Origin of the sequence: Erythrobacter sp. (assembly GCF_040217515.1) — a bacterium.
Taxonomy (GTDB): domain Bacteria; phylum Pseudomonadota; class Alphaproteobacteria; order Sphingomonadales; family Sphingomonadaceae; genus Erythrobacter.
Map to the genome: position 1 here is coordinate 292569 of NZ_JAVJPT010000004.1, position 22336 is coordinate 314904.

The 22336-nt window shown below is 64.6% G+C and carries 24 protein-coding genes; 5 read left to right on the forward strand and 19 right to left on the reverse strand.

What is annotated here, in order from left to right; translation table 11 throughout:
• Positions 1-68: 68 nt before the first annotated feature.
• On the reverse strand, positions 69-953 hold the full coding sequence (locus RIB52_RS05415) for a DMT family transporter (RefSeq protein ID WP_350173698.1): 885 nt from the start codon (positions 951-953) through the stop codon (positions 69-71).
• A 61-nt stretch (positions 954-1014) separates the two neighbouring features.
• Complete coding sequence (locus tag RIB52_RS05420) at positions 1015-2061, reverse strand: glycosyltransferase family 2 protein (protein WP_350173700.1); 1047 nt, start codon at positions 2059-2061, stop codon at positions 1015-1017.
• Between the two features lie 91 nt (positions 2062-2152).
• Here RIB52_RS05420 and RIB52_RS05425 point away from each other — a divergent pair, with 91 nt between their 5' ends.
• Positions 2153-4078: a hypothetical protein gene (locus tag RIB52_RS05425; RefSeq protein WP_350173702.1), complete on the forward strand. Its 1926-nt coding sequence runs from the start codon at positions 2153-2155 to the stop codon at positions 4076-4078.
• Here the strand turns inward: RIB52_RS05425 and RIB52_RS05430 are convergent.
• The gene (locus RIB52_RS05430) at positions 4033-4896 is read right to left on the reverse strand and encodes a hypothetical protein (protein ID WP_350173704.1); all 864 of its coding nucleotides are present in this window, start codon (positions 4894-4896) and stop codon (positions 4033-4035) included. The genes RIB52_RS05425 and RIB52_RS05430 overlap by 46 nt on opposite strands.
• Positions 4883-5569, reverse strand: coding sequence for a class I SAM-dependent methyltransferase (locus tag RIB52_RS05435; RefSeq protein ID WP_350173706.1), 687 nt, complete (start codon positions 5567-5569; stop codon positions 4883-4885). Before RIB52_RS05435 ends, RIB52_RS05430 begins: the two co-directional genes overlap by 14 nt.
• A gap of 295 nt (positions 5570-5864) precedes the next feature.
• Between RIB52_RS05435 and RIB52_RS05440 the strand changes: the two genes are divergently transcribed.
• The gene (locus RIB52_RS05440) at positions 5865-7403 is read left to right on the forward strand and encodes a TadA family conjugal transfer-associated ATPase (protein ID WP_350173708.1); all 1539 of its coding nucleotides are present in this window, start codon (positions 5865-5867) and stop codon (positions 7401-7403) included.
• Positions 7404-7510: 107 nt separating this feature from the next.
• Here RIB52_RS05440 and RIB52_RS05445 read toward each other — a convergent pair whose 3' ends face one another.
• The gene (locus tag RIB52_RS05445; RefSeq protein ID WP_350173710.1) at positions 7511-7759 is read right to left on the reverse strand and encodes a hypothetical protein; all 249 of its coding nucleotides are present in this window, start codon (positions 7757-7759) and stop codon (positions 7511-7513) included.
• A gap of 83 nt (positions 7760-7842) precedes the next feature.
• Between RIB52_RS05445 and RIB52_RS05450 the strand changes: the two genes are divergently transcribed.
• The 3 genes from RIB52_RS05450 (at position 7843) to RIB52_RS05460 (ending at position 9199) form a co-directional block, all read left to right on the forward strand.
• On the forward strand, positions 7843-8775 hold the full coding sequence (locus tag RIB52_RS05450) for a DMT family transporter (protein WP_350173712.1): 933 nt from the start codon (positions 7843-7845) through the stop codon (positions 8773-8775).
• 44 nt (positions 8776-8819) lie between these two features.
• Positions 8820-8948 carry a hypothetical protein gene (locus RIB52_RS05455; RefSeq protein ID WP_350173714.1) on the forward strand — a complete coding sequence of 43 codons (129 nt, stop codon included), beginning with the start codon at positions 8820-8822 and terminating at the stop codon, positions 8946-8948.
• 119 nt (positions 8949-9067) lie between these two features.
• Positions 9068-9199 (forward strand): Entericidin EcnA/B family protein, encoded by a 132-nt coding sequence (locus tag RIB52_RS05460; protein ID WP_350173716.1) that lies wholly within the window; start codon positions 9068-9070, stop codon positions 9197-9199.
• Positions 9200-9205: 6 nt separating this feature from the next.
• On the opposite strand, the gene RIB52_RS05465 is transcribed toward RIB52_RS05460, so the two are convergent.
• The 14 genes from RIB52_RS05465 to RIB52_RS05530 form a co-directional block, all read right to left on the reverse strand.
• Positions 9206-9805: a DUF938 domain-containing protein gene (locus RIB52_RS05465; protein ID WP_350173887.1), complete on the reverse strand. Its 600-nt coding sequence runs from the start codon at positions 9803-9805 to the stop codon at positions 9206-9208.
• Positions 9802-11364, reverse strand: a complete 1563-nt coding sequence (locus RIB52_RS05470) for a long-chain-fatty-acid--CoA ligase (RefSeq protein WP_350173718.1) — start codon at positions 11362-11364, stop codon at positions 9802-9804. Before RIB52_RS05470 ends, RIB52_RS05465 begins: the two co-directional genes overlap by 4 nt.
• 76 nt (positions 11365-11440) lie before the next feature.
• Positions 11441-11890 (reverse strand): ABA4-like family protein, encoded by a 450-nt coding sequence (locus RIB52_RS05475; RefSeq protein ID WP_350173720.1) that lies wholly within the window; start codon positions 11888-11890, stop codon positions 11441-11443.
• A gap of 13 nt (positions 11891-11903) precedes the next feature.
• Positions 11904-12638 (reverse strand): NAD(P)H-binding protein, encoded by a 735-nt coding sequence (locus RIB52_RS05480; RefSeq protein WP_350173722.1) that lies wholly within the window; start codon positions 12636-12638, stop codon positions 11904-11906.
• 12 nt (positions 12639-12650) lie between these two features.
• Positions 12651-13829, reverse strand: a complete 1179-nt coding sequence (locus tag RIB52_RS05485) for a deoxyguanosinetriphosphate triphosphohydrolase (protein WP_350173889.1) — start codon at positions 13827-13829, stop codon at positions 12651-12653.
• A 296-nt stretch (positions 13830-14125) separates the two neighbouring features.
• Positions 14126-14836 carry an aspartate/glutamate racemase family protein gene (locus RIB52_RS05490; protein ID WP_350173724.1) on the reverse strand — a complete coding sequence of 237 codons (711 nt, stop codon included), beginning with the start codon at positions 14834-14836 and terminating at the stop codon, positions 14126-14128.
• Positions 14837-14913: 77 nt separating this feature from the next.
• Positions 14914-15906, reverse strand: coding sequence for an alpha/beta fold hydrolase (locus tag RIB52_RS05495; RefSeq protein ID WP_350173726.1), 993 nt, complete (start codon positions 15904-15906; stop codon positions 14914-14916).
• A complete protein-coding gene (locus RIB52_RS05500) occupies positions 15903-16955 on the reverse strand; it encodes an SO2930 family diheme c-type cytochrome (protein ID WP_350173728.1) in 1053 nt (350 codons plus the stop codon). The genes RIB52_RS05495 and RIB52_RS05500 overlap by 4 nt, the downstream gene beginning before the upstream one ends.
• Entirely contained in the window at positions 16952-18163 is a 1212-nt protein-coding gene (locus RIB52_RS05505; protein ID WP_350173730.1) for a parallel beta-helix domain-containing protein, read from the reverse strand. The genes RIB52_RS05500 and RIB52_RS05505 overlap by 4 nt, the downstream gene beginning before the upstream one ends.
• A gap of 58 nt (positions 18164-18221) precedes the next feature.
• Positions 18222-19715, reverse strand: a complete 1494-nt coding sequence (locus RIB52_RS05510) for a hypothetical protein (protein ID WP_350173732.1) — start codon at positions 19713-19715, stop codon at positions 18222-18224.
• Between the two features lie 54 nt (positions 19716-19769).
• A complete protein-coding gene (locus RIB52_RS05515; protein WP_350173734.1) occupies positions 19770-20162 on the reverse strand; it encodes a hypothetical protein in 393 nt (130 codons plus the stop codon).
• A 1-nt stretch (position 20163) separates the two neighbouring features.
• Positions 20164-21675 carry an NAD(P)(+) transhydrogenase (Re/Si-specific) subunit beta gene (locus RIB52_RS05520; protein ID WP_350173736.1) on the reverse strand — a complete coding sequence of 504 codons (1512 nt, stop codon included), beginning with the start codon at positions 21673-21675 and terminating at the stop codon, positions 20164-20166.
• A 2-nt stretch (positions 21676-21677) separates the two neighbouring features.
• Positions 21678-21959, reverse strand: a complete 282-nt coding sequence (locus tag RIB52_RS05525; RefSeq protein WP_350173738.1) for an NAD(P) transhydrogenase subunit alpha part 2 — start codon at positions 21957-21959, stop codon at positions 21678-21680.
• Positions 21959-22279 carry a hypothetical protein gene (locus tag RIB52_RS05530; RefSeq protein WP_350173740.1) on the reverse strand — a complete coding sequence of 107 codons (321 nt, stop codon included), beginning with the start codon at positions 22277-22279 and terminating at the stop codon, positions 21959-21961. Before RIB52_RS05530 ends, RIB52_RS05525 begins: the two co-directional genes overlap by 1 nt.
• Between the last annotated feature and the right edge of the window lie 57 nt (positions 22280-22336).

Below are 22336 nucleotides of genomic sequence, written 5' to 3' on the forward strand. Positions count from 1 at the left end.
TTGAATACCTCCTCGCCGCTCTAGCGTTTCAAGTGGCGGCGGCAAGTGCGGGCCGCGTTGATCGGGACCTATCCCCGCCTCGCGCCCGACCGCCACAGATAAAGCCCGGCCGCAACGATGAGCGCGGCGCCTGCCAGCGTGTAGAGGTCGGGCACGTTGTCGAACCACCACCAGCCCATCGCCACCGCGACCAGCATCTGGACGTAGATTGCCGGCGCGATGGTCGAAGCCCCCGCCTTCGCGGTGCCGACATAGACCAGCCAGTGCGCGCAGCTCGCCGTGACCGCGACGATCGCGCAGCGCAGCACGACATGCCATTCCGGCCAGCCGAAAGCGAGCGCGGGCAGGCCCGACAGCTTCGCCGACGCCGCCAGCACGATCAGGATCGGCGCGCAGATCCCGGCGACGAAAACCTGCATCGACAGGGCGCTGCCCTGGCCTGCGCTCGCCCGGTTCGTGATCATGAGCAGCGCGAAAAAGGTGGCCGAAACCAGCGGCAACAACGCGGCCAGCCCGAGCTCGGCAAGGTTGGGGCGCAGGATGACCGCCACGCCGGCGAGAGCGATAAGCGAGACGAGATAGACCGATGGGCGCACCCGCTCCCCCAGCAACGGTCCCGAAAGCACCTGGGTGAGCACAGGCGCAAGGAAAGCGATCGCCATCGCCTCGGCCAACGGCATGATGTAGATCGCAGAGAAGAACGCGACCGATGCGAATGCAAGGCAGCCCCCGCGCGCAAGTTGCAGCCAGGGATGGGTCGGGCGAAAGGCGCTCGCACCCTCCGCGCGCAGCAGCAGTGCGGCAAGCCCCACCGCCCCGAGCGAGAAGCGCAGCGCCGCGACCGCGAAGGCGGGCCAGTCAGGGGCCATCGACTTGACCACCGCATCGCCCACCGAAAGCAGCGCGAAACCGCTTACCGCATAGGCCAGACCCGTTTTCCCGTTATCCGTCACCCGCGGTTCGTTATGCCAGCGGGCTGCGCGTGGAAAGCCTGTTTCCCACGGCCGCGCCGCCCTATTCGGCGAGCTGGCGTGCGCGCTCTTCGGCAATCCGGCGCTCGGCCGCACGGGCGAGCTCGCGCCGCTCGATCGCGCCCGAACGCTCGGCAATGGAATATTTGTCACGCTCGACGATCGTGCGGCGCAAGATCACCTCGGCGACAAGCCCGACCGAGATCATCTGCCCGCCGAAAAGGACCAGCAGCATGCCCAGCATAAGCAGCGGGCGGTCGCCGATCGGACCCATGCCGAGCACCCACAGGACGCTGAGATAGGCAAGGATCGCGAGACCGAGCCCCGACAAAAGCAGCCCGCCCCCGCCGAAAAGGTGCAGCGGGCGCGCGGCATACCGCGTTGTCAGCCACACGGTCACCAAATCGAGCCCGCCCTTCACCAGCCGCTTGGTCCCGAATTTCGACTTGCCGAAACGCCGCGCGCGGTGCTCGACCGCAATCTGTCCGATCCGGTAGCCGCGCGCATGGAGCAGGGCCGGCACGAAACGGTGCAGTTCGCCATACATTTCGAGCTCGCCCAGCACCTCGCGGCGATAGGCCTTGAAGCCGCAATTATGGTCGTTGATCTCAAGCCCGAAGGCCTTGTTCACTGCGCCATTGAAAAGTTTCGAGGGCAGCGTCTTGTCGAGCGGGTCGTTGCGCACCTGTTTCCAGCCGGTGACGCAGTCATGGCCGTCCTCCAGCGCGCGCAGGAAATTGCCGATTTCGCAGGGATTATCCTGCAGGTCCGCGTCCATGGTGAACACGACATCGCCCAGCGCCTCGCGGAACCCGGCCGAGAGCGCGGCAGACTTGCCGAAATTGCGGCGGAAGCGCACCAGGGAAATGCGTTCGTCGGTGGCGGCGAGGCGAGCGATGACTTGCTCGCCGCCGTCGGTGCTGCCGTCGTCGACGAAGATGAATTCGATGCTCCGGTCAAGACGGTCGCATTCTTCAACGATTTCCCGGTAAAGGATTTCGAGGCTCTCGCGCTCGTTGAAAAACGGGATTACGAAGCTGCAATCCAGACTGCCAGCAGCTACTCGATCAATCCTGCCTGCAAACGACATCGCGCGCGGTCCCCCCGAAATGAGCTTCCCGGGGGAGCTACGTCAGGAAAGGAAAGATAACCTTAATGCTGTTTGGTAACGGATTGCGCCCGTGATCCTCTCGGTGCTCGCGACGCTGGCGTTCGCAGCCTTGGGGATGCTGCCCGGCTGGATCGTCATACGCCGGCAAGAGCTCCCCCCCGGCTCTGCCTTCGCCGCGATGACGGTCTCGCTCACGCTTGCAAGTCTCGGGACGGCATTGCTCGGGGCGCTGTGGCACGCCATCTCCGGTGGCCAGCTCCCTGCCTCGGCTATCGCCTTAGTCTCGCTGGTGATGGCGGGCCTCGCATGGGCTCGATCGAGAAGGCTTGAAACGGCGTCCGTTCGCAGCGCCGGGGAGAGGGCCCTTGAATTGGAAAGCCTGCTTGCTGGAGTGGTATTCTGCTCCTTCGGCCTGATCTCGCTGGCGCTTGCAGTCGTATCAACACCAGAGGGCGATCTGCTCGTTAACAAGTGGTATAATGCGGACTGGTTCAAGCACATTGGCCACGTTCACGCCCTTGCCAATTTCGGAGTGCCCGCGCGCGACATCTTCGGCGACGCGATGCCGCTTTATTACTATTGGCTGCCTTACGTCCTGCCCGGAGCGGGAACCGCGATCGGAGGCGAGGCTTGGTCGGCTCTCGCCACTGCCAACACAATCATCAGCGCGCTGTTCGTGGGAACCTTCTACGGTATCATCCGCATGGTGGTGCGGAGAAAATGGGCATTCGCCCTGCTGTTGTTGGCGATCGTCGTTTTCGCTCCCCTCGAGACTTTCGTCGACCTGCTGACGGGCCAGACTATGCAGGAGCTGCTCAATTCCCCCTACGAGCCGAGCGGCCCGGTCTTTCTCTCGCTTCCACAGTTCATTCCCCAGCACACCCTTGCCGTCACCATCTTGTTGTCATGGGCTTTGCTGGCAGCCGACCGGGAAGCCGGCGCCGGGACTATCACGAGGACTGCCGCGCTCGTGGCGCTTGCTTCGGTCATTACCGTGTCCACACTGTTCGCCTTGGTGCTCCTCATCGCATATGGGCTGACAGAAATCGCGCGGCGGCGCGAGAAGGCCATCGCCGAATTGACGATCATGGTCCTGCTTGTCGCAGCACTCGCAGTCATCATCGGCGTCGTGCAGATTGCGAACCCGGACTCGGCTCTCGACAGCCCCCTGTTTTCAAATCCTGCCGATCCCAATCCATGGTACCTGCGAGCCGGAACCGGCATACTGACGGTATTCGGCTTTTGCGGTGCACCGTCGGTTGTCGCAATCTTTGCCGCGCGCCGCTGGGAACCGCTCGATACCAGCGAGCGGTTCGCGAAGACCTTTGCGATATGCTTGCTGATTGCGAGCGTCGCGGTGATCGCCGCAAGTCAGATCTTCGCCCCGCCGCGCATAGCGATCGAGTTGCTGATTAGATCGGCCATATCGATCAGCATCGCGGCCACGATCCTCGGCGCTTGGGCAATTCCCAAGGCATGGCGATCGGGTGGCAAAGCCCGCATCGAACTTAGCTTGGTCATCGTCCTGCTGTTACTCGTCGCGGCTCCGAACATTTACTTGCGTACCGCCTGGCTCAACAATTTCACCCCGGGCCACTTTACTCGCGTCCCGGCAGTCGACCGTGAAATCATGGCCGAATTGAGAGCGGCAAGCCTGCCCGGTGACCGCGTCTGGCAATATCCCGAGCCCCCAGCGCTCGCACGGGACGGCGGCGGGGATAATTGGAGCGCGATCTTTGCGGGACGCACTGTGCCCAATAGCGAGCGCGCCACAGACTTCACTCGCGCCGGACCGTCTATAGAACTCTCCCGAATGTTCTTCGCCGGACAGGATGTCGCTATCCCTCCGGCGATGGATTGGGTCTACGCATCGCGCATTCTCGAGCCTTCGGGTTATGATGCCGTTGTAGAGCGACTATCATCCGATCCTGAATGGACGCGCCGCGAATGTTACGACGACGCCTGCCTTTTCGAACGGGTGAAAAGGAGGCCGTAACCGGCAATCCCGAAGCCCGCATCGCCGAGCGAAGTAGCAAAGCGGGTAAGCAGCGCGAAGGCCGCGATCGCAGCGCCCGATGGTTCTACCTGCGCGGACAGCGCAAGCAGGACCGATTCCCGCACCCCCAGCCCCCCTGGGGCCACGGGGACGAGAAAACCCGCGACCCAGGCGAGCATGAAAATCCCGGCCAGGCGTAGCGGATCGCCCATCCCCAGGGCGATCCCTGCCAGCAGGGCGACGAAAAGCGCGAACAGGGCGAAGAAGGCCAACTGACACCCCGCTGCCCGCGCCAGCGAACCCGGCCCAAGCACGGCCAGCGCCGCGCCAAGGACGATGAACGCGGCGAGACCTGCGGCCCCCGCACCAGCGAGCAGCACCGCTGCGCAAATAAGCGCGGCGGGAACATGCAGCCCGGCTTCGACCAGGCTGGCGCGGACCATCGCGCCCTGCGACAGGCCGAAGCGGGACCCGAGCAACTGGCGCGATCCGTATTGGAAGACCGATCCTGGAATATATTTGGCGATCACGCCCGGCGCATACACCGCCAGCCCCTCGGCAACGCCAAGATGCGCGTTGCCGCGTCCGTGCGCCATCGCACCCCAGCCGAGAGCAAGCAAGGCAAGCGCGAGGCCATAGGCCGCGCCCGTGCCCAGCGCGATACCCCACGCGGCAGGCGGCAGGTTCGCCAACACCTCGTCCATGCCGAGCCGGGCGATAGCGAACCCGCAATAGGCCAGCGCAAGAACGAGCAGGACATTGCCACCCCAGCGCACCAGCCTCGAATCGCGGTCGGGCAGGAGCCTAGCAAGGTCCATGGGCGAGCAGGCTGGTATGATCGGGATAAGGCACGCAATAGGATCGGCCGTAATGATGCGTCTCGACGAGCCCGCAGCCCTCGATCGCGGAGCGATAACGCGCGCGGCCCGAATCGTCGAACAGCACGATCCCGCCTCTCGCGAGGTGCGGGACCGCGCGCGCAAGGCAGGCGGCGCGCTCACGCCCGTCAACAACGATCAGATCGAACTCGCCGCCGACCTCGTCGATCGCGCCGACATAAGGATCGGCGGGCCGGGCAGGTTCCGCGCGTCCGGGCCCGTTGGCAATGGCGCGGTGAAGCAGGGTCACATTCGCATGGCCTCGGGTCTGGCGCTCGAACCGACGCATCCACTTCTCGTGGTGTTCCACGGTGAATATCTCCTGCGCGCGCCGCGCGAGCCACACCGTACTCGCCCCCGAGCCGTATTCGAACACACGCGCGCGCGGACGGGCGCCCAGGAATTCTGCCACCGCGCGAGTCGCAGCGACATTCCACCATGGCAGATCGAGCGCAATCATGCGGTCGGTCTCGTAGATCGCGAAGAGCGAAGCGACCCAATGCCGCCACCCATACGGATCGTCATCACGGCCCCGCCGGGCGAGTCCCGCGAGCGGGGGTAGCGTCCCGAGGCCCTGCATGGCATCAACATAGGTGCGCTTTATGACTTGCACTTGGTTCGTCCCCTGCTTGCGGTTGTTTCCGCCCGGCAGCTCCTTTCGCGCGCGGGCGATCCATCGGAAGGCGGTCTATCAAGAAAGGATTTACCAAAACCTACTCGTCGCCCCGCCTGCCTGCCGCCGCCGCCGTACCGCGCCGTGCATAGGCGCTCACACCGAGGCTGCGAGCAGGCCCGCTTTAGGAAAAAGATAAGGTTTCCCAATTATTGACCGTGTTTCGAGAGGCACCGTTCGCCATCCGGCGGGCAGTGCGCGGACACGACGATAATAAGGCCTCGGGGGCTTCGAGATGAGCGCATTCGGCAAGAAGGGCGGCGGGAACATGAAGCCCGGCGGGCGTCCCGCCTTCGGGGTGGCCCGGCCGATGAAAGGGGGCGCGCGTTCCGGCGAAACGCAGGGCGGCGAACAGTTCCCCCCGCTTCCCGGCGAAGAAAAGCCCGCCGCACCCGAAGCGCCCAAGCCCGCGCAGGCCAAACCGTCGAGAGGCGGCGCGACCTCGGATGCGATGGAACGCCTCGCGGAGCGCATGAGCGCGGTCCACAATTCCGACAGCGAAGTCGGCGGTTTCGAAGCGAGTGTCCACAAGATCAAGGAACAGGTGCTTCCGCGCCTGCTCGAACGGGTCGATCCCGAAGCGGCGGCAACGCTGTCCAAGGAGGAGCTCTCCGAGGAATTCCGCCCGATCATCATGGAAGTGCTGGCCGAGCTCAAGGTCACGCTGAACCGGCGCGAACAGTTCGCGCTGGAAAAGGTGCTGATCGACGAGCTTTTGGGGTTCGGCCCGCTCGAGGAGCTGCTCAACGACCCGGACGTGTCCGACATCATGGTCAACGGGCCGGACCAGACCTACATCGAAAAGAAGGGCAAGCTTGTGCTCGCCCCGATCCGTTTCCGCGACGAACAGCACCTGTTCCAGATCGCGCAGCGCATCGTGAACCAGGTCGGCCGCCGCGTCGACCAGACCACGCCGCTCGCCGACGCCCGCCTCAAGGACGGCTCACGTGTCAACGTGATCGTCCCGCCGCTGTCCCTGCGCGGCACCGCGATCTCGATTCGTAAGTTCTCGGAAAAGCCGATCACCCTCGACATGCTCAAGGAATTCGGCTCGATGAGCGAGAAGATGTGCACCGCGCTCAAGATCGCGGGCGCGTGCCGGATGAACATCGTCATCTCGGGCGGTACGGGTTCGGGTAAGACGACCATGCTCAACGCCCTGTCCAAGATGATCGACCCGGGCGAACGCGTACTGACGATCGAGGACGCGGCGGAACTTCGCCTGCAGCAGCCGCACTGGCTGCCGCTCGAAACCCGACCGCCGAACCTCGAAGGCCAGGGCGCGATCACGATCGGCGACCTCGTCAAGAACGCCCTGCGCATGCGCCCGGACCGCATCATCCTCGGCGAAATTCGCGGCGCGGAATGTTTCGACCTGCTCGCGGCGATGAACACGGGTCACGACGGGTCGATGTGTACGCTCCACGCCAACTCCCCGCGCGAATGCCTCGGCCGTATGGAAAACATGATCCTGATGGGCGACATCAAGATCCCCAAGGAGGCCATTTCGCGCCAGATCGCCGAATCCGTCGACCTGATCGTGCAGGTCAAGCGACTTCGCGACGGCTCGCGCCGCACCACCAACATCACCGAGGTGATCGGGATGGAAGGCGACGTGATCGTGACGCAGGAATTGTTCAAGTTCGAATATCTCGACGAGAGCGAGGACGGCAAGATCATGGGCGAATTCCGTTCGTCGGGCCTGCGCCCCTACACGCTGGAAAAGGCACGGCAATTCGGGTTCGACCAAGCGTATCTTGAGGCCTGCCTTTAAGGCAGGTGATACCGGACCGTAAGGTCCGGTATCTGGGGCCTAACCGGTCGGCGCGCCGCCGCGCTTGCGGCGCTTGCACCGCCGGGATCTTCTGCCAGTAGTCGCACCTACATTATCTCGCCAAGCACGACCGGTGCGCTCATAGAGAGCATGCCGCCGCCGATGATCGCGCAACCGACGAAGATTGGCGTCCAAGGCACCCAGCCGACGGCTTCGAGCCGGTCGAGAGGACGTTTCCTCACCCTTCGCTTTTCCATCAGCGCCGCAAAACCGGCGACCAACCAGAAGACAAGACCCGCCATCGCCATCAACATGGCGTCACTCGCGAGAAGAAGGCGATGGAAAAGGTCGATCATGGCGGGCGCTCCGGGCGGTCTCCAGCGCATTTAGGCGCGCTCGGCGCTTGCGCAATCCCATTGGGAGCCTAAGTCGCGCAAGGATGGATGGCTCGATCGCCCGCCCCCGCCCGCTGCTCGCGCTCGCCATCCGCCTTGCGACCGCAGTCGTACTCGCGACCATGGGAATGCTGGTCAAGCTCGCCGGCGAACGCGGAGCGCACCTGCTCGAACTGATTTTCTGGCGGCAGGCGCTCACCGTTCTAGCAGTCGCGGGGCTGCTCGCCGCCTGGGGCCGACTTTCGACCATCCGCACGAAACGGATCGGGGCACACGCAAGGCGCGCAGCCTACGGTATCACCGGCATGATGTTCGTCTATGGCGCGGTCATGCTGCTGCCCCTGCCCGAAGCGACCGCGATCAGTTTTACCGCGCCCTTTTTCGCGGTGGTGATATCGGTCGTGCTGTTTGGCGAAAAAGTCGGGCGTTACCGCTGGAGCGCGGTGGCACTCGGATTTGCGGGCGTGCTCGTCATCACCTCCCCAGGTTTCGGGCTTGCCGAGGGCAGCGCGATCAATCCGCTTGGAGCCGCCGTGGGCCTCATCGCGGCGTTCCTCGTCGCGCTGATCAGTTTCCAGGTGCAGGACCTCAACACGACCGAGACCCCGTGGAGCATCGTGTTCTGGTTTTCCGCCATCACCGCTCCGCTGATGGCGCTTTCCCTCCCCTTCGTTTCGGGCGTCCACGATCTGGAAACCTGGGGGATCATCCTCGCCATGGCGCTGTGCGGGGCGCTCGCACAGATATTGCTTACCACGTCATTGCGGTTCGGTTCGGCGGCTGTGATCCTGCTGATGGATTACACCTCGCTGCTCTGGGCGACTTTGTACGGGTGGCAGGTGTTCGGCCGAGCCGCGCCCGCGAGCTTGTGGATCGGGGCCCCGCTCATCATCGGGGCGGGCGCGCTCATCGCCTGGCGCGAACGGCAACTCGCCCGCTCTCGCGCCCAACCCGTCGCAGTTTCGGAACGCGGTTAGGTCGCGCTTCTTGGTTGGGTGTGCAACGAAAAGGAGCCAAACCCATGATCCGCAGGACTTTCATCGCCATCGCCGCGAGCACGCTGACCCTCACCGCCGCCGCCTGCAACACTGTCGAAGGTGCAGGCGAAGACCTCGAATCCGCTTCTAACGAGGTCGAAGAGGAAATCTGATGGTGCCGCCTACGGCACTAGGGACCCGCCCGGTCAGGCGGGTCCTTTTTTGTTGCCTTTCACGCCCGTAGTGCCAATTTCGATAGGCGCACTCCCTTGCATCGAAGAGGTCCAATCGCATGAAACTGAAGCTTCTCGGCGTCGCCCTGCTCGGCGCGCTTCTCACCACGACCGCCGCGTGCAACACCGTCGAAGGGCTCGGCGAAGACGTTAAATCGGTCGGCCGCGCGGGCAAGCGCGCGATCGACTGACACGCATCACTTGCGGCGATAGACCAGCGTCAGGTTATTGGCGGGCATTTCGCACCGCGCGGTGCGGGTGAACCCGCTGCGTTCGGCGAGCCGATCGATCTCGGCAAGGTCGCGTATACCCCAGCGCGGATCGCGCGCCTTTAACGATCGGTCGAAATCGAGATTGGACGGGGCGGGCTCGACGTCCGGCTCGAAGAAAGGGCCGTACAGGATCAGCGGCGCGCCCTTCTCGAGCAGCCGCGCCGCACCGTCGAACAGACCCGTGCTCGCTTTCCATGGGCTAATATGCACCATGTTGATGCACAGGATCGCGTCGGCACGATCCACCGGCCAGTCTCGCCGCGCCGCGTCCAGCAGCACAGGTTCGGCCAGATTGTCTCCCTCATAGTCTTCCCGCCAAGCCTCGATCGAGGCGAGCGCCTCGGGCGACGGATCGCTCGGCAGCCATTCGAGTGCCTGGAAACGCGCTGCGAAGAACATCGCGTGTTCGCCCGTCCCTGCGGCGATTTCAAGCACGCGCCCGCTGCCCGGTAATTCAGCAGCAAGCACCTTCGCGATCGGTTCGCGGTTGCGCTGTGTGGCGGGAGCGTGCTGTTTCACGCTCAGGAAACCTGCCTTTCCCGCCCTTCCCAATAGGGCGCGCGCAACTGGCGGCGCAGGATCTTGCCGGAGGGATTGCGCGGCATTTCGGGGATGATGTCGACGCTTTTGGGCGCCTTGAACGCGGCGATCCGTTCGCGGACATAGGCGATGACTTCGCCCTCCTCGACCTCGCACCCGGGCTTGGGCACGACGCAGGCCTTGACCTCTTCGCCCCACTTTTCACTCGGCACGCCGATCACCGCGACCTCGGCGATTGCAGGGTGGCCGAAAATCGCGTTCTCGACTTCGGCCGGATAGACGTTCTCGCCGCCGGAGATGATCATGTCCTTGATACGGTCCTGGATATAGACATAGCCGTCCTCGTCCATGATGCCCGCATCGCCGGTGTGCAGCCATTCGTCGGCGTCGATGGTCTTCTCGGTCGCTTCGGGGAGTTTCCAGTAGCCCGCAGTGTTGGAGGGCGACTTGATGCACACCTCGCCGATCTCGCCTCGGGGAAGCTCGGTATTTTCCGGCCCCCTCACCTCGATCTCCACCCCCGGCACGGCCTTGCCCGCAGAGCGCATGCGCTGGTTGCCTTCAAGGCTGTGATCCTCGGGAGGCAGGATCGAAATCGTGCCCGCGGTCTCGGTCATGCCGTAAGCCTGCAGGAACTTCGTCCCCGGCATGGTCCGCACCGCTTCCTTGAGCAGTTCGAGCGGCATGGGCGCAGCGCCGTACATGAGATAGCGAAGGTTCGAAAAATCGGTCTCGGCCGCGCGCGGGTGCTGCACCACCATCTGCAGCGCGGCCGGCACGATGAACATGTGGGTCGCGCCGTTCTCGATCGCCTCGAGCACGCCGACGGGCGTGAATTCCGCCTGCACCAGGCTGCGCACGCCATTGGCGATGGCGATGTTCATGAGGCCCGTGCCGCCGATATGCGCACACGGCATGGCGATCAGCATGCAATCGCCCTTTTCGTAGAAATTCCATTCGAGCCCCGCATCGTTGCCCGGATTGCGCAGGCCAAGCAGGTTGCGATTGGACAGCACCGCGCCCTTGGGATTGCCGGTCGTGCCCGAGGTGTAGAGTTGCAGCACCGGCTCGTCCGCACCCGGCGCTTCGTAGGTGGCGGGCGGCAGCGCCGCCGCCTCGCGGCGGGCCGCCTCGGCCTCGATCACCTGCGGTTTCATCGGCACGTCGCCCGCCACCTTGCTCGCCGTGTCGACGAATTCGGCACCCGCGAACAGCAGCTTGGCGGTCGTGTCCTTGAGAATGTAGGCGATTTCCGGCGCAGCGAGCCGCCAGCCGATCGGCACCATCACGGCGCCCACCCTGGCAGCGGCGAGATAGAGCAGGAAATACATGTCCGCGTTCTTGCCGAGCCAGGCGATCCGATCGCCCTTGCCCACGCCCCGTTCGCGAAAGAGCGTGACGAGACGCTTCGTCAGGTCGTCCGCCTCGGCAAATGTCGTCACCCGGCCTTCCTGTTCGAAAGCGGAAAGACCGGGGCGTTCCTTCGCCCAGAAGGCGAGGATCTCGTCAAAGGTAAAAAAGTCGTGATGGGCTTGTCGCGCCATGGCCGTGCTCTCTCCCAGCTTGGTCACAGGCCGATGATTAAGCATGACGGACGGGCGAGGTCCACCGCCTAGATGACTAGCTGAAACGGCCGGTCTTTCGCGCGGCGGGCTCGCGCACAATCAGCCAGACAAGCAGGCCCAGAGGACCGGCGATAAAGGTCGCAAGCAGGATGGGCGCCTGCACCAGCCGCGAGACGGCCTTGGCGTCGGCATCGCGCGCAACCCACAGGCCCACGAAAAGGTCGAAGGCAAGGTAATGCGTCCAGCCGATAGTGACGCCCGCTTGCGTCGCGAAGATCGCCTGCACGCCCTCGATCGTGGTGAAATCGGCTCCGCCCCCTTCGGGATTGGGGATCGCCCCGCTCACCACGCCGATCATCGCGACGGCATAGATCAGGCAGAGCAGGCCCACGCCGAGATAGAGGACGCCCGAAAGGACAGCCGGCCAGCGCGGCAACAGGATGAGCGCAGCCCATGCGATCAGCGCGATCAGATTCACCGCATTGAATAGGGTGGGCCAATCCATTCTCCGTCCCCTTTCAGTCCATTTTCGCGCGCCACTCGCGCGCCGCGCGCTTCATCGCCTCATTGTCGTGGGTGAAACGCCCCTGGGCGCGCCGCTGTGCGAGGAACAACGCGGCCTCTGCGACGATATCGGCCTCGATCGATCGGAAGCCGGCCCATTTTTCCGGCAGCAGGGGTTCGACCACCGGGCTCGCCATCAGGGCGAGGCGTTCGGCAAGCCGCCAGTCGCCCTGTCGTTCGCCCTTGAGCAGGCCGGGGCGCAGGATGTCGAGGCGCCGGAAACCCGTTTTCGAGACCAGGGCTTCGGTCTCGCCCTTCACGCGCAGATAGAGGCTCTTCGCATCGCGGTCGGCCCCTGCGGCGCTGATCAGGACCATGTTGGGAATACCCGCGGCGTGCGCTGCTGCCGCGGTTGACACGATCAGGTCCTGATCGACCGCGCGAAAGGCGGCCTCGTCACGGCCGGCTTTCTTCCACGTCGTTCCAAGGGCGCAAATCAGCGCGCGCGGCCGAACCGCGTCGAAGATCTCTCCCCATTTGCCAGGTTCTGCGACGAAGACTTCGACCCTCGCGCCCTTTGGCAGCGGAACCTCGCGCCGGGCAATGCCGACGATGCGACAGCCCTCGCCCGCGCTCGAGATCGCGATCAGGCGGCTGCCGATCAGCCCGGTCGCCCCGACCAGCGCGAGCCGCACGGGGCCGGAACGGCGCGCCGGGGCGTCGGCTTCGGACCGCAAGGGACGGCTCAAGGGCGCGCTCGTTCAGACATTGGATAGCCCAAGGGGGCGCTCCCCGTAAATCTCCGCGCAGGCGCGGATTGCGAAGCGGTCGCTCATCCCGGCGATGAAATCGGTGATCACGCGGCTGCGATGCGGTTCGCGCTCGGGCAGGCGCGCCCGCCATTCGGCGGGCATGAGCTTCGAATCCTGCGAATAGGCCGCGACCAGCCGGGCGACCACATCGCGTGCGCGCTCGGCAGCGGCAATCTGGTCGGGATGGTAATAGAGCTTGTCGTACATGAAGCGCTTGAGATGGCGTTCGCTCGCCGCCATTGCTGGCGAGAATCCGGCGAGTTGCCGCCCCGCAGCGCGCACTTCGGCGACCGAGGCGATATCCTTCACATGCGCGCGCGTGTGCTCGATGACGTCGTTGACCATAAGGCCGATCTGGTCACGCACCAATTCGCGCAGCAGCCTCTCGCGCGGGGCATCGGGAAACCGCTTTTCAACGCTGCGCCATTGGTCGGCAAGCGAATCGAGCTGCATCAAGTCTTCGAGATCGAGAAAGCCCGCACGCAGGCCGTCGTCGATGTCGTGATTGTCATAGGCAATGTCGTCCGATACAGCCGCGACCTGCGCTTCGAGCGAAGGCCATGTGCCCAGATCGAGCGGATAGGCCTCGTCGAGTTCCGCCAGCGCCCAATTCGGTGCAGTGACGGGGCCGTTATGCTTGGCGAGCCCTTCGAGCAGGTCCCAGGTCAGGTTCAGCCCCTCATGCCCGGGATAAGGACTTTCGAGCCGCATCACGGTGCGAAGCGCCTGCGCGTTGTGGCAGAAGCCTCCGTGACGCAGCATGGCAGCGGACAGCGCCGCTTCGCCGGCATGGCCGAAGGGGGGATGGCCGAGATCGTGGGCAAGGCACAACGCCTCGGTCAGATCCTCGTCGAGGCCGAGCGCGCGAGCGATAACACGCCCGATCTGAGCGACCTCGAGGCTGTGCGTGAGGCGCGTTCGGTAGTGATCGCCTTCGGGCGCGATGAAAACCTGCGTTTTCGACTTGAGCCTTCGGAAACTCATCGAATGGATGATCCGGTCGCGGTCGCGCTGGAAATCGGTCCGCGGACCGCGCTGCTCGTCGCGCGGTACTTCGTCACCCGCACGCCCGGTCCATTCGCGCCCGCCATGCGCATACGGATCGGCTGCATAGGGCGCGCGTCTCATCACGGCCATGCGCTTAGGTCAGCGGGCGGAATGGCTCAACCGGAACAGAACGGCAACTCGGACCGAGTGAGAGGGATAAGGGAGGAAAGGGGCCACTCCCCGGGTGCATTGGGGGGATGGAGAGCGGCCCCAAGGGCCATCAGGCCCTGGGCCAACGGTGCGACCCGAAGACCCGGAACTTGTCGTTACATTTGAATGACAAGAACTGCGGGGGAAGTAGGTGTGGGGTTTGGCCCTGGCATCAGCCGCATTGTCCTAATGCGGCCAACCGTGCCTGGAGAGCGGCCAATCGAGTTTTAGTCGACGAGTTCCTGGTCAAGCACCCAGTCCGCGGCCGCCTCGCAGTGGATGCGCGTCGAGTCAAAGACGGGCAGAACATTGGCGTCGATATCGACCACGAGATTGAGCTCGGTGCAGGCCAGCACGATCGCATCGGCGCCTTCCTGCGATTTCGCGGTGATGATAGTTTTCATCTGGCGCTGTGCATCCCGGCTCACCTTGCCGACCATCAGTTCGTCATAGATGATCCTGTCGAGCGTCTCGACATTCTTCATGTCAGGCGGCAGCAGATCGATCCCGTGCGCGACGAGCCGTTTGCGATAGAAACTTTCGGTCATTACGTTGCGCGTGCCGATCAGGGCGGCGCTTTCATGGCCCGACCGCTTGAGCGTGCGACCGACATATTCAGCGATATGGAGGATCGGGATCCCGACCGAGCCTGCGACATCGTCATAGACCTTGTGCATCGAATTGGCGCAGATGATGAGTGCCTCGGCCCCGGCCTCTTCCAGCCGCTTAGCGCTCTCACTCAAGACCTCGCTCGCGCGCTGCCAGTCCTTCTCCTCACGCAGGGCGAAAAGCTGCGCGAAATCGAGGCTTTCGATCAGCAGCGGCGCGCTCGCCATGGGGGCCGCGCGTTTCTGGACGATCCGGTTGATGCGATCATAGTAGATGCCGGTCGACACCCAGCTCATCCCGCCGATCAATCCAAGTTTGCGCAAAGCCATGCCATGATCCCGTCTGCCTCAGGCCGATCTCTAGCGAGGAAGCGCCGAAACAGTCCATAGCATGCGTTGAGGCGAGGCTAATTCCCGGTCGTGGGCACGAATTCGCGCGCTTCGAGCCATTCACGCAGTGCGGCAAGGCTGCGCCGGGGTGCTTCCTTTTGCGGCAGGTGGCCGACCCCATCATAGGCGACGAGGGTCGTCGAAGGCATGACCCGATCGAGCCAGCGCCCGGCGGCAAGCGGGATAAGCCGATCTTCCTTGCCCCATATAATCAATGCGGGCGCATTGATCCCGGCGATCTCGGCCTCGGTCAGAGGGTCATATTCACCCGAAAAGCGTTCCAGCGTCGCCTGCCTGTTGCCCGGATAGCGCAGCAATTCCCAATACCGGTCGATCACCTCGTCGCTCACCACCGATTCGACCGACACGCTTTGCTCAAGGCTGCTTTCGATCAGCGAGCGCGGGGTGATCTGGGTGACGATCCGGTTGATGCCGGGCATCTGCGCAATGGCGAACCCGATATTGCCGCCATCCTCCTGCTCCTCTTCCGCCTCGATCTCGTCGCGTAGCATCGGCCCGCCGCTTGCATCGACGAGGACGAGGCCGTCCACCCGCTCAGGGTAAGTCGCGGCAAAAGCGAGGGCGTGCTTGCCGCCCATCGAATTGCCACCGACGACGAAGCGGTCGAGCCCGAGTGCATCGGCCACTTCACGCACATCCTCGGTGTAATTGGCGCGGCTGTAATCGCCGTCCGGATCGGGGCCGGTCAGGCCGTGGCCGACCTGGTCGAAACGGATCACGCGGTATTCGTCCTCCAGCCCGGCGGCCCATTCGTCCCATGTGTGGAGGTCGGAATTCGAGCCGTGCAGCAGCACGATCGGCAAGGCATCGCGCGGCCCGGTGTCACGCAGGTGGACCACTGTATCTCCGCCGATCTCGATGAATTGCGATGGCTCGCCGCCATATTTCGCGCGCATCGCCTGCGCATCGGTATCGGGCGTGCGAAAGACCAGGAACAGGATGACGAGTACCGCGACCAGGGCGAGCGCGATGCGAATGGCCCATTTCATTGCAGCGGCATCTCCGAAATCCAGCGGCGCACGACATCGACGCCGTCATGGTCGACCGTCTGCTTGCCCAGTTCGGGCATGGCGACCCCGGGCTCGGCGGATTGCATCCGGTAGGCGAGGATGGAGGCATCGGGATCGCCGGGGGCGATACCGAAGCGCAGTCCGCCGGCGCCGCGACCTGCAGCAACCGGAGGCTTGCCTATGCCCAGAGCGTGGGGATCCTCCTGCTCCCAGCGCAAGTCCAGTCCGGAGTTCGAAGCGGCCCCGCCCGGCTGATGGCAATGGGCGCAATTCACATCGAGATAGGCCCGGGCAAGAGCCGCGACATCGCCGCGCGTCGACGCGTTCCACCGGGGCAGGGTGTCGTGGCCTTCGGGCATGGCCGTGAGCATGCCGGCCCGCTCCATTTCGGCGAGCCACCCGGCCGATAGGTTGCGCGCCTTCGGTCCGATGGGGATCACCGCGCCGCCCTTCGAATGGCAAGTCTTGCACTGGTTCTTGTTCGGGATCCGGTAACTGATCGTTTCACCGGCGGGTGTCGTGATCGGAATCCTTGCGCCAGCCACAGCCAACCTTGCTTCGGTCTGTTCCTCGTTCCAGCGATAGGGCAAAGCCAGCCAGCCATCGGCGCGGTGGAGCAGCAGGCGCGTTTCGATATAGCGTTGATCCGCGCCCTCGCCGAAAGCGAATGTCTTGATGATCGCCGTGCCGACCGGGAATTGCAGCAGCCCGTCCGCATCCGGTCGTATCGCTTCGCCTTCGGGCACGTAGACATAACGCAGCTTGTCCGCCCCGTCGGACCATAACGGGGTGTTGAGTTCATAGGCAATCAGGCGCTCGTCAGGAAGGCGCGCGGCCCGGTCGAGGAAGAAACCGTATTCGGCAAGGGTGCGCGGCATGGCGCGCACCTCCCCGTCCGCCTGCACCTCGCCCCGGATCGCCGCATCGTTGATAAAGGGCGGCGGCAGGGCATCGAGGCGGGGGGAAAGCGTCAGGCCGCAGGCCAGCGCGGCGGCGCCGGCGGCAAGAAGCCAGAACGAGTGCTTCACTGCAGCCGCGCCTCCAGATCCGCAGGCGCGCCGATCTCGCCCATGTCCCAGGGCGATGTATAGGCCGGCACGTCGAGCGGGCCCGGCTGCGCCTCGGCAAGCGGCTGGCCCTGCCGCGACAGATTGAGCGACCAGCCGCGAATGTCGGGATGGGTGGCAAGCGCGGCAATGTCCGGGCTGCCCGGATCGGACAATCCATCGCTGACCAGTGGCGGAAGAGTGCCGCCGAACGCGGCGAGCAGCATCTCGCCGCCCGGAAGATCGGGATCGGTCGCGCCCGCATCGACCGTATTGTCCGCGATCACCACCTCGCGCGGATAGGGATTGTAGCGGGCATCGTCGAACCCTTGCGTATAGGCGATCACCATGAAGGGCGCGGTGGGATTGTCCATCACCACGTTGTCCTCGACCCAGACCTTCTCGTTCGCCATCACCATGATACCCGTGCCGCGCGGCACGCCGCCCACGATATTGCCCGGAGGCGCGAAATTGGGCGTGTTGTTGCCTGAGACGAGGTTGTTCTTCACCAGCACGTTGCCTCCGCCCATGACCGGCAGGCCGGGCAGGTCGAAGACGAGGATGCCGCCGGTATTGCGGCTCACGTAATTGTCGGTGACGATCGCATCGCGGCTGTTCTCGATCTCGATCCCGGCGACATTGTCGGTCGCGATGGAATTGCGCACGGTGATCTTCTTAGACTGGCCGACATAGATCCCTGCGTCCGACGCGCCCGAGACTTCGGAATGGCTGACGAGCACGCCGGTGCTTTCGACAGGGTAGATGCCGTAGGCGCCGTTCTCCGGCTTCGGCCCTCCGGTCCAGGTCACGCGGATGCGGTGATAGACGATATTGTCCGCGCCTTTCGACTTGATCCCGTCGCCCTTGGGATTTTCGAGCGCGAAATCACGCAGGGTAACCTCGTCGGAAGTCACGAGAAGCCCCTCGCCCGCGCCTTGCTGGGTGGTGAAATCGAGCACGCTGAGCGCCGGACCCGCCCCGCGCACCGTCACGCCATCGACATCGAGGCTGAGCCCGTCGGTGAGCGTGTAGCGCCCCGCCTCGAGCACGATCTCGTCGCCCGGCCGGGCAAGGATGAGCGCCTCCTGCAGGCGCTCTTGCGCACCCTTTCCGGGCGCGATGGTGTGCGTTTCGGCGGCGAGCGGCGCGGTCGACAACAGCAACAGCGCGCCAAGGGCCAATCTTCTCATTGTTTCTCTCCCTCCGTTACCGCTTATCTGGCCCATAAAAGGGAGCGCTGACAAGGCTTCAGGTGCCCGTAGCCGCCTTGAGACCCTGCATCGAGAGCCGCCGACCCGGAGCGAAGCGAAGCGAATTGCGGAACGCTTCCGCCGCCTCGTCCCTTCGCCCGAGCGCCAGCAATTCCTCGCCGAGCAGTTCCCAGCTCGGCTTGGGCATGGCGGGCGGACCGAACACGGTTGGCAGAGCGGATTCGGCCTCGGCCGCAGCGCGCAGCGCGGCAAGGCCGCCTTGCGCATCGCCCTCAGCGAGCAGGCGAACCGCCTCGACCTGCGCGATCGCGCGTTCGACCCACGGCATCGTGCTGCGATCATCGGGCGCCATGCGTGCGAGGAGGTCGGGAACCGCCGCGGCATCGCGCCGCATTTCGGCAAGCGCGGCTGCGACGGCATCGGGATCCTCCCGGCGACGCAGCGCCTCGACATGGGTGAGTGTCAGGCGCGGGAGCAGGAAAGCACGCGCCTCCTCGTCAATCGGTTCGGGCCATTTGCCGGTATCGACCGCCTGCCATGCGGCCATCACGCTGTAACTGCGGACGGGGCCATAGGCAGGCTCGCCGCTCTCGGCCACCGCGCGGCAGGCCGCCACACGGTCGCTCGCATCCTTGCCCTGCTGGAGGAGGGCATAGACAAGCCATTCATTGTAGTGTCCGCAATCGGAGGGCGCGCGCCCCGCAGCGATGCGCTGGCGATCGACCACGGCATCGGCCTTGATGTTCGCCGCTTCCGATGCCTCCCAGTCGGCAAGGGCGTGGAAGATGTGGCTCACCATGTGCTGGGCATGGCCCGCATCCGGCGCGACCGTCGCATACCTTTCTGCCATGCGTTCGCCGAGCGGGGCGTGGACCGGGTCGTCATAGGAATGGATGAGGTAGTGGAGAATGCCCGGATGCCGCTCATGCGTCATGAAACCGGGTTCGAGGATTCCCGCCGCCGCCATGTAGATCGGAACCTGCCGCCCTCCGTGGGAAGAGCCGAGCACGGCAAGCCCGGTGAAGGCGCGCACGTCGATGTCGTCGGGATAATCGGCCAGCATGGCGCGCATCTTCGCAAGATAGGCGAGGTCGCGCTCTTCCTTGGTGCCTTGATCGGAATAAAGCGTTTCCAGAGCGTCGAGCCACGCCGACTCAAGCGCGTTGCGCGCTTTGACGGCGCGCGCTTCGCGCGTCGGAGCGAGCCGGGCGAGAATGGCGCGCGCGGCGTCGCGGTCCTGTTCCTCCCATAGCGGGTGGTTGTGCGTCATCGCCTCGCCCCAATAGGCCATGACGTACTCGGGATCGGCCGCCTGCGCCTCGCGGAAGGCTTTCGCCGCGCGGCGATATTCAAAATTGTGCAGCAGGGCGAGACCACGCAGGAAATGCGACTTCGCAGGCTCGTTGGTCTCCGCCTCGAAGACCATGTATTCGGTCCCGACACGCTCGCCTGAGGCATCGGCGGTCTGGGCATGGGTTGCGCCTGGAATGGTGCAAGCGAGCAAGGCGGCGGCGAGCGAAAGTCTGATCATTCTGGTCCCTTCCTTTGCGCCACTGTGCGCAAGGGCCCAGGACAAGGCAAGGTGTCAGAATCGCTCGCGCAGCAATTGCACCCCGCAGCCCGCCGCCGTGGTCGCGAGCGCTTCGACAGCCTCGGGATCGTCGACCCGTCCGAGCCGGTCCAGCGCCTCGCGCACGGAACGCGGCACCGCCCTTTCGCCTTCTTCGGGCGAAAGGCGTTCCAGCCTGCGCAACTGCCCGATCGTGAGCCGGTCGACGAGCCGCTCGCCCATGCATTCGGCCATGGGCGCGGGCATGCCGTTCGCAACCAGAGCGTCCTCGACCCGGGCAGCGGTCACCTGTTCGAGCACGCCGTCCTCGCGCAGGACAAGCCATGCGCCCGCCGCGATGACGACGATGGCGACGAGGATCGCGAGGAGGCGCATGGGACGCACGCCCTTGCCGCCTTCGCCCGCCATGCTAGTCGAGCGCCTTGACGATTTCCTCGACCATCTTCTTCGCGTCGCTGAGCAGCATAGTGGTCTGGTTCATGTAGAACACGTCGTTGTCGACCCCGGCATAGCCGACCCCGCCCATCGACCGCTTGATGAAGAAGACCTGCCGCGCCTTGTCGACATCGAACACGGGCATGCCGAAGATCGGCGAGGACTTGTCGGTCTTCGCCGCCGGGTTCACCACGTCGTTCGCGCCGATGATGAAGGCGACGTCGCAATTGGCGAATTCGGAGTTGATGTCCTCCAGCTCGAACACCTTGTCATAATCGACGCTCGCTTCGGCCAGCAGCACGTTCATGTGGCCGGGCATGCGCCCCGCGACGGGGTGGATCGCGTATTTGACCTCGACACCCTTTTCCTCGAGCAGTTCGGCCATCTCGCGCAGCGCGTGCTGCGCCTGCGCCACCGCCATGCCGTAGCCGGGAATGATGATGACCTTTTCCGCCTGTTCGAGCATGAAGGCGGCGTCGTCCGCGCTGCCCTGCTTGTAGGGCCGTACCTCGCGCGCCTCGCCGCCCGCGCCGCCCGCATCGTCCGCTCCAAAGCCGCCGGCGATGACCGAGATGAAACTGCGGTTCATGGCCCGGCACATGATGTAGGAGAGGATCGCACCGGAAGAGCCGACCAGCGCGCCGGTGATGATCATAGCGGTGTTGCCGAGGGTGAAGCCCATCGCGGCCGCGGCCCAGCCGGAATAGGAGTTCAGCATCGAGACGACGACCGGCATGTCGGCCCCGCCGATCGGAATGATCAGCAGGAAGCCGATGACGAAAGCGAGCACCGCGATCGCAAGGATCATCCAGCCTTCACCGGCCGCGCCCTGCGGGGAGACGGCATAGAGCCCGATCAGCACCAGGATCGCAGCGAGCGTCCCGAGATTGATGATGTGCCGGGCGGGCAGGAGGATCGGCGAACCGCTCATCCGCCCCGAAAGCTTGAGAAAGGCAATGACCGAACCGGAAAAGGTGATCGCCCCGATCGCAATGCCGAGGCCAAGCTCGATCCGGCTGACGAGCAGGATCTGTCCTGTATCGTCGAGAATGCCGAACGCGCCCGGGTTGAGCCAAGCGGCAAAGCCCACGAGCACGGCGGCCATCCCGACCAACGAGTGAAAGCCCGCGACCAATTCGGGCATCGCCGTCATCGCGATGCGCCGCGCAATGACGAATCCGACCACCCCGCCGATGGCGATGGCAATCGCGATCTCGACGATATTGGCAATGTCGTGGGTGACCAGCGTGGTCGCCACCGCGATCACCATGCCGATCATTCCGTTGCGGTTGCCCGCCCGGCTGGTGGAGGGATGCGACAACCCGCGCAGGGCGAGGATGAAGAAAACACCCGCAATCAAGTAGGCGAGCGGGACCCATGCAGATACGCCTTCGGCCGCGGTCGCGGCATGAGCGGGGCTGGCGGCAAGGGAGGCCAGCCCGGCAAGGCCGAGCACCGGGCCGAGGGAAGTGACGAAACGGCCCATCCTCACTTCTCCTTCTTCTTGTACATGGCGAGCATGCGCTCGGTCACCGCAAAACCGCCGAAGATGTTGATGCTCGCAAGCACCACGCCGGCAAGGCCCAGATACTTGGCAACATCGCTACCCGCTTCGGCGGAAGCGATCAGCGCGCCGACCACGATCACCGAGGAAATCGCGTTCGTCACCGCCATGAGCGGCGTATGCAGCGCCGGGGTGACCGACCACACCACGTAATAGCCGACGAAACACGCCAGCACGAAGATCGAGAGGATTGAAATGAAGTCCATTATTCTTTCCGTTCTGCGGTCCACGGGTTGACGAAATCGCGACCTTCGCTCCAGCTCTGACCGACGAGCGTGTCGTCGACGAGACAGGCGGCGTGATGATAGGCCCCGGAAGCGTCGCGGGTCCTGAAAGCGATACAGGAGCGACCCTGCGCTTCGCCGAGCCGTCCGGCTTCGATCTGCGAGCCGTAGAAGCTTCCGCGGATTTTGCGATCGGACGAAAGCCGGATTTCCATCGGCTGGCTGTAGGGCGCGTCATCCAACGACAGCCTCAGATCGACCGTCCAGTCGCCCTCGACCGGATGCGGTGGTGCACCTTCCACGGCGCCCGCGAGGGCCGGAAGCACAGCGTACGATAGAGCAGCGGCGGCGAGGGGTAG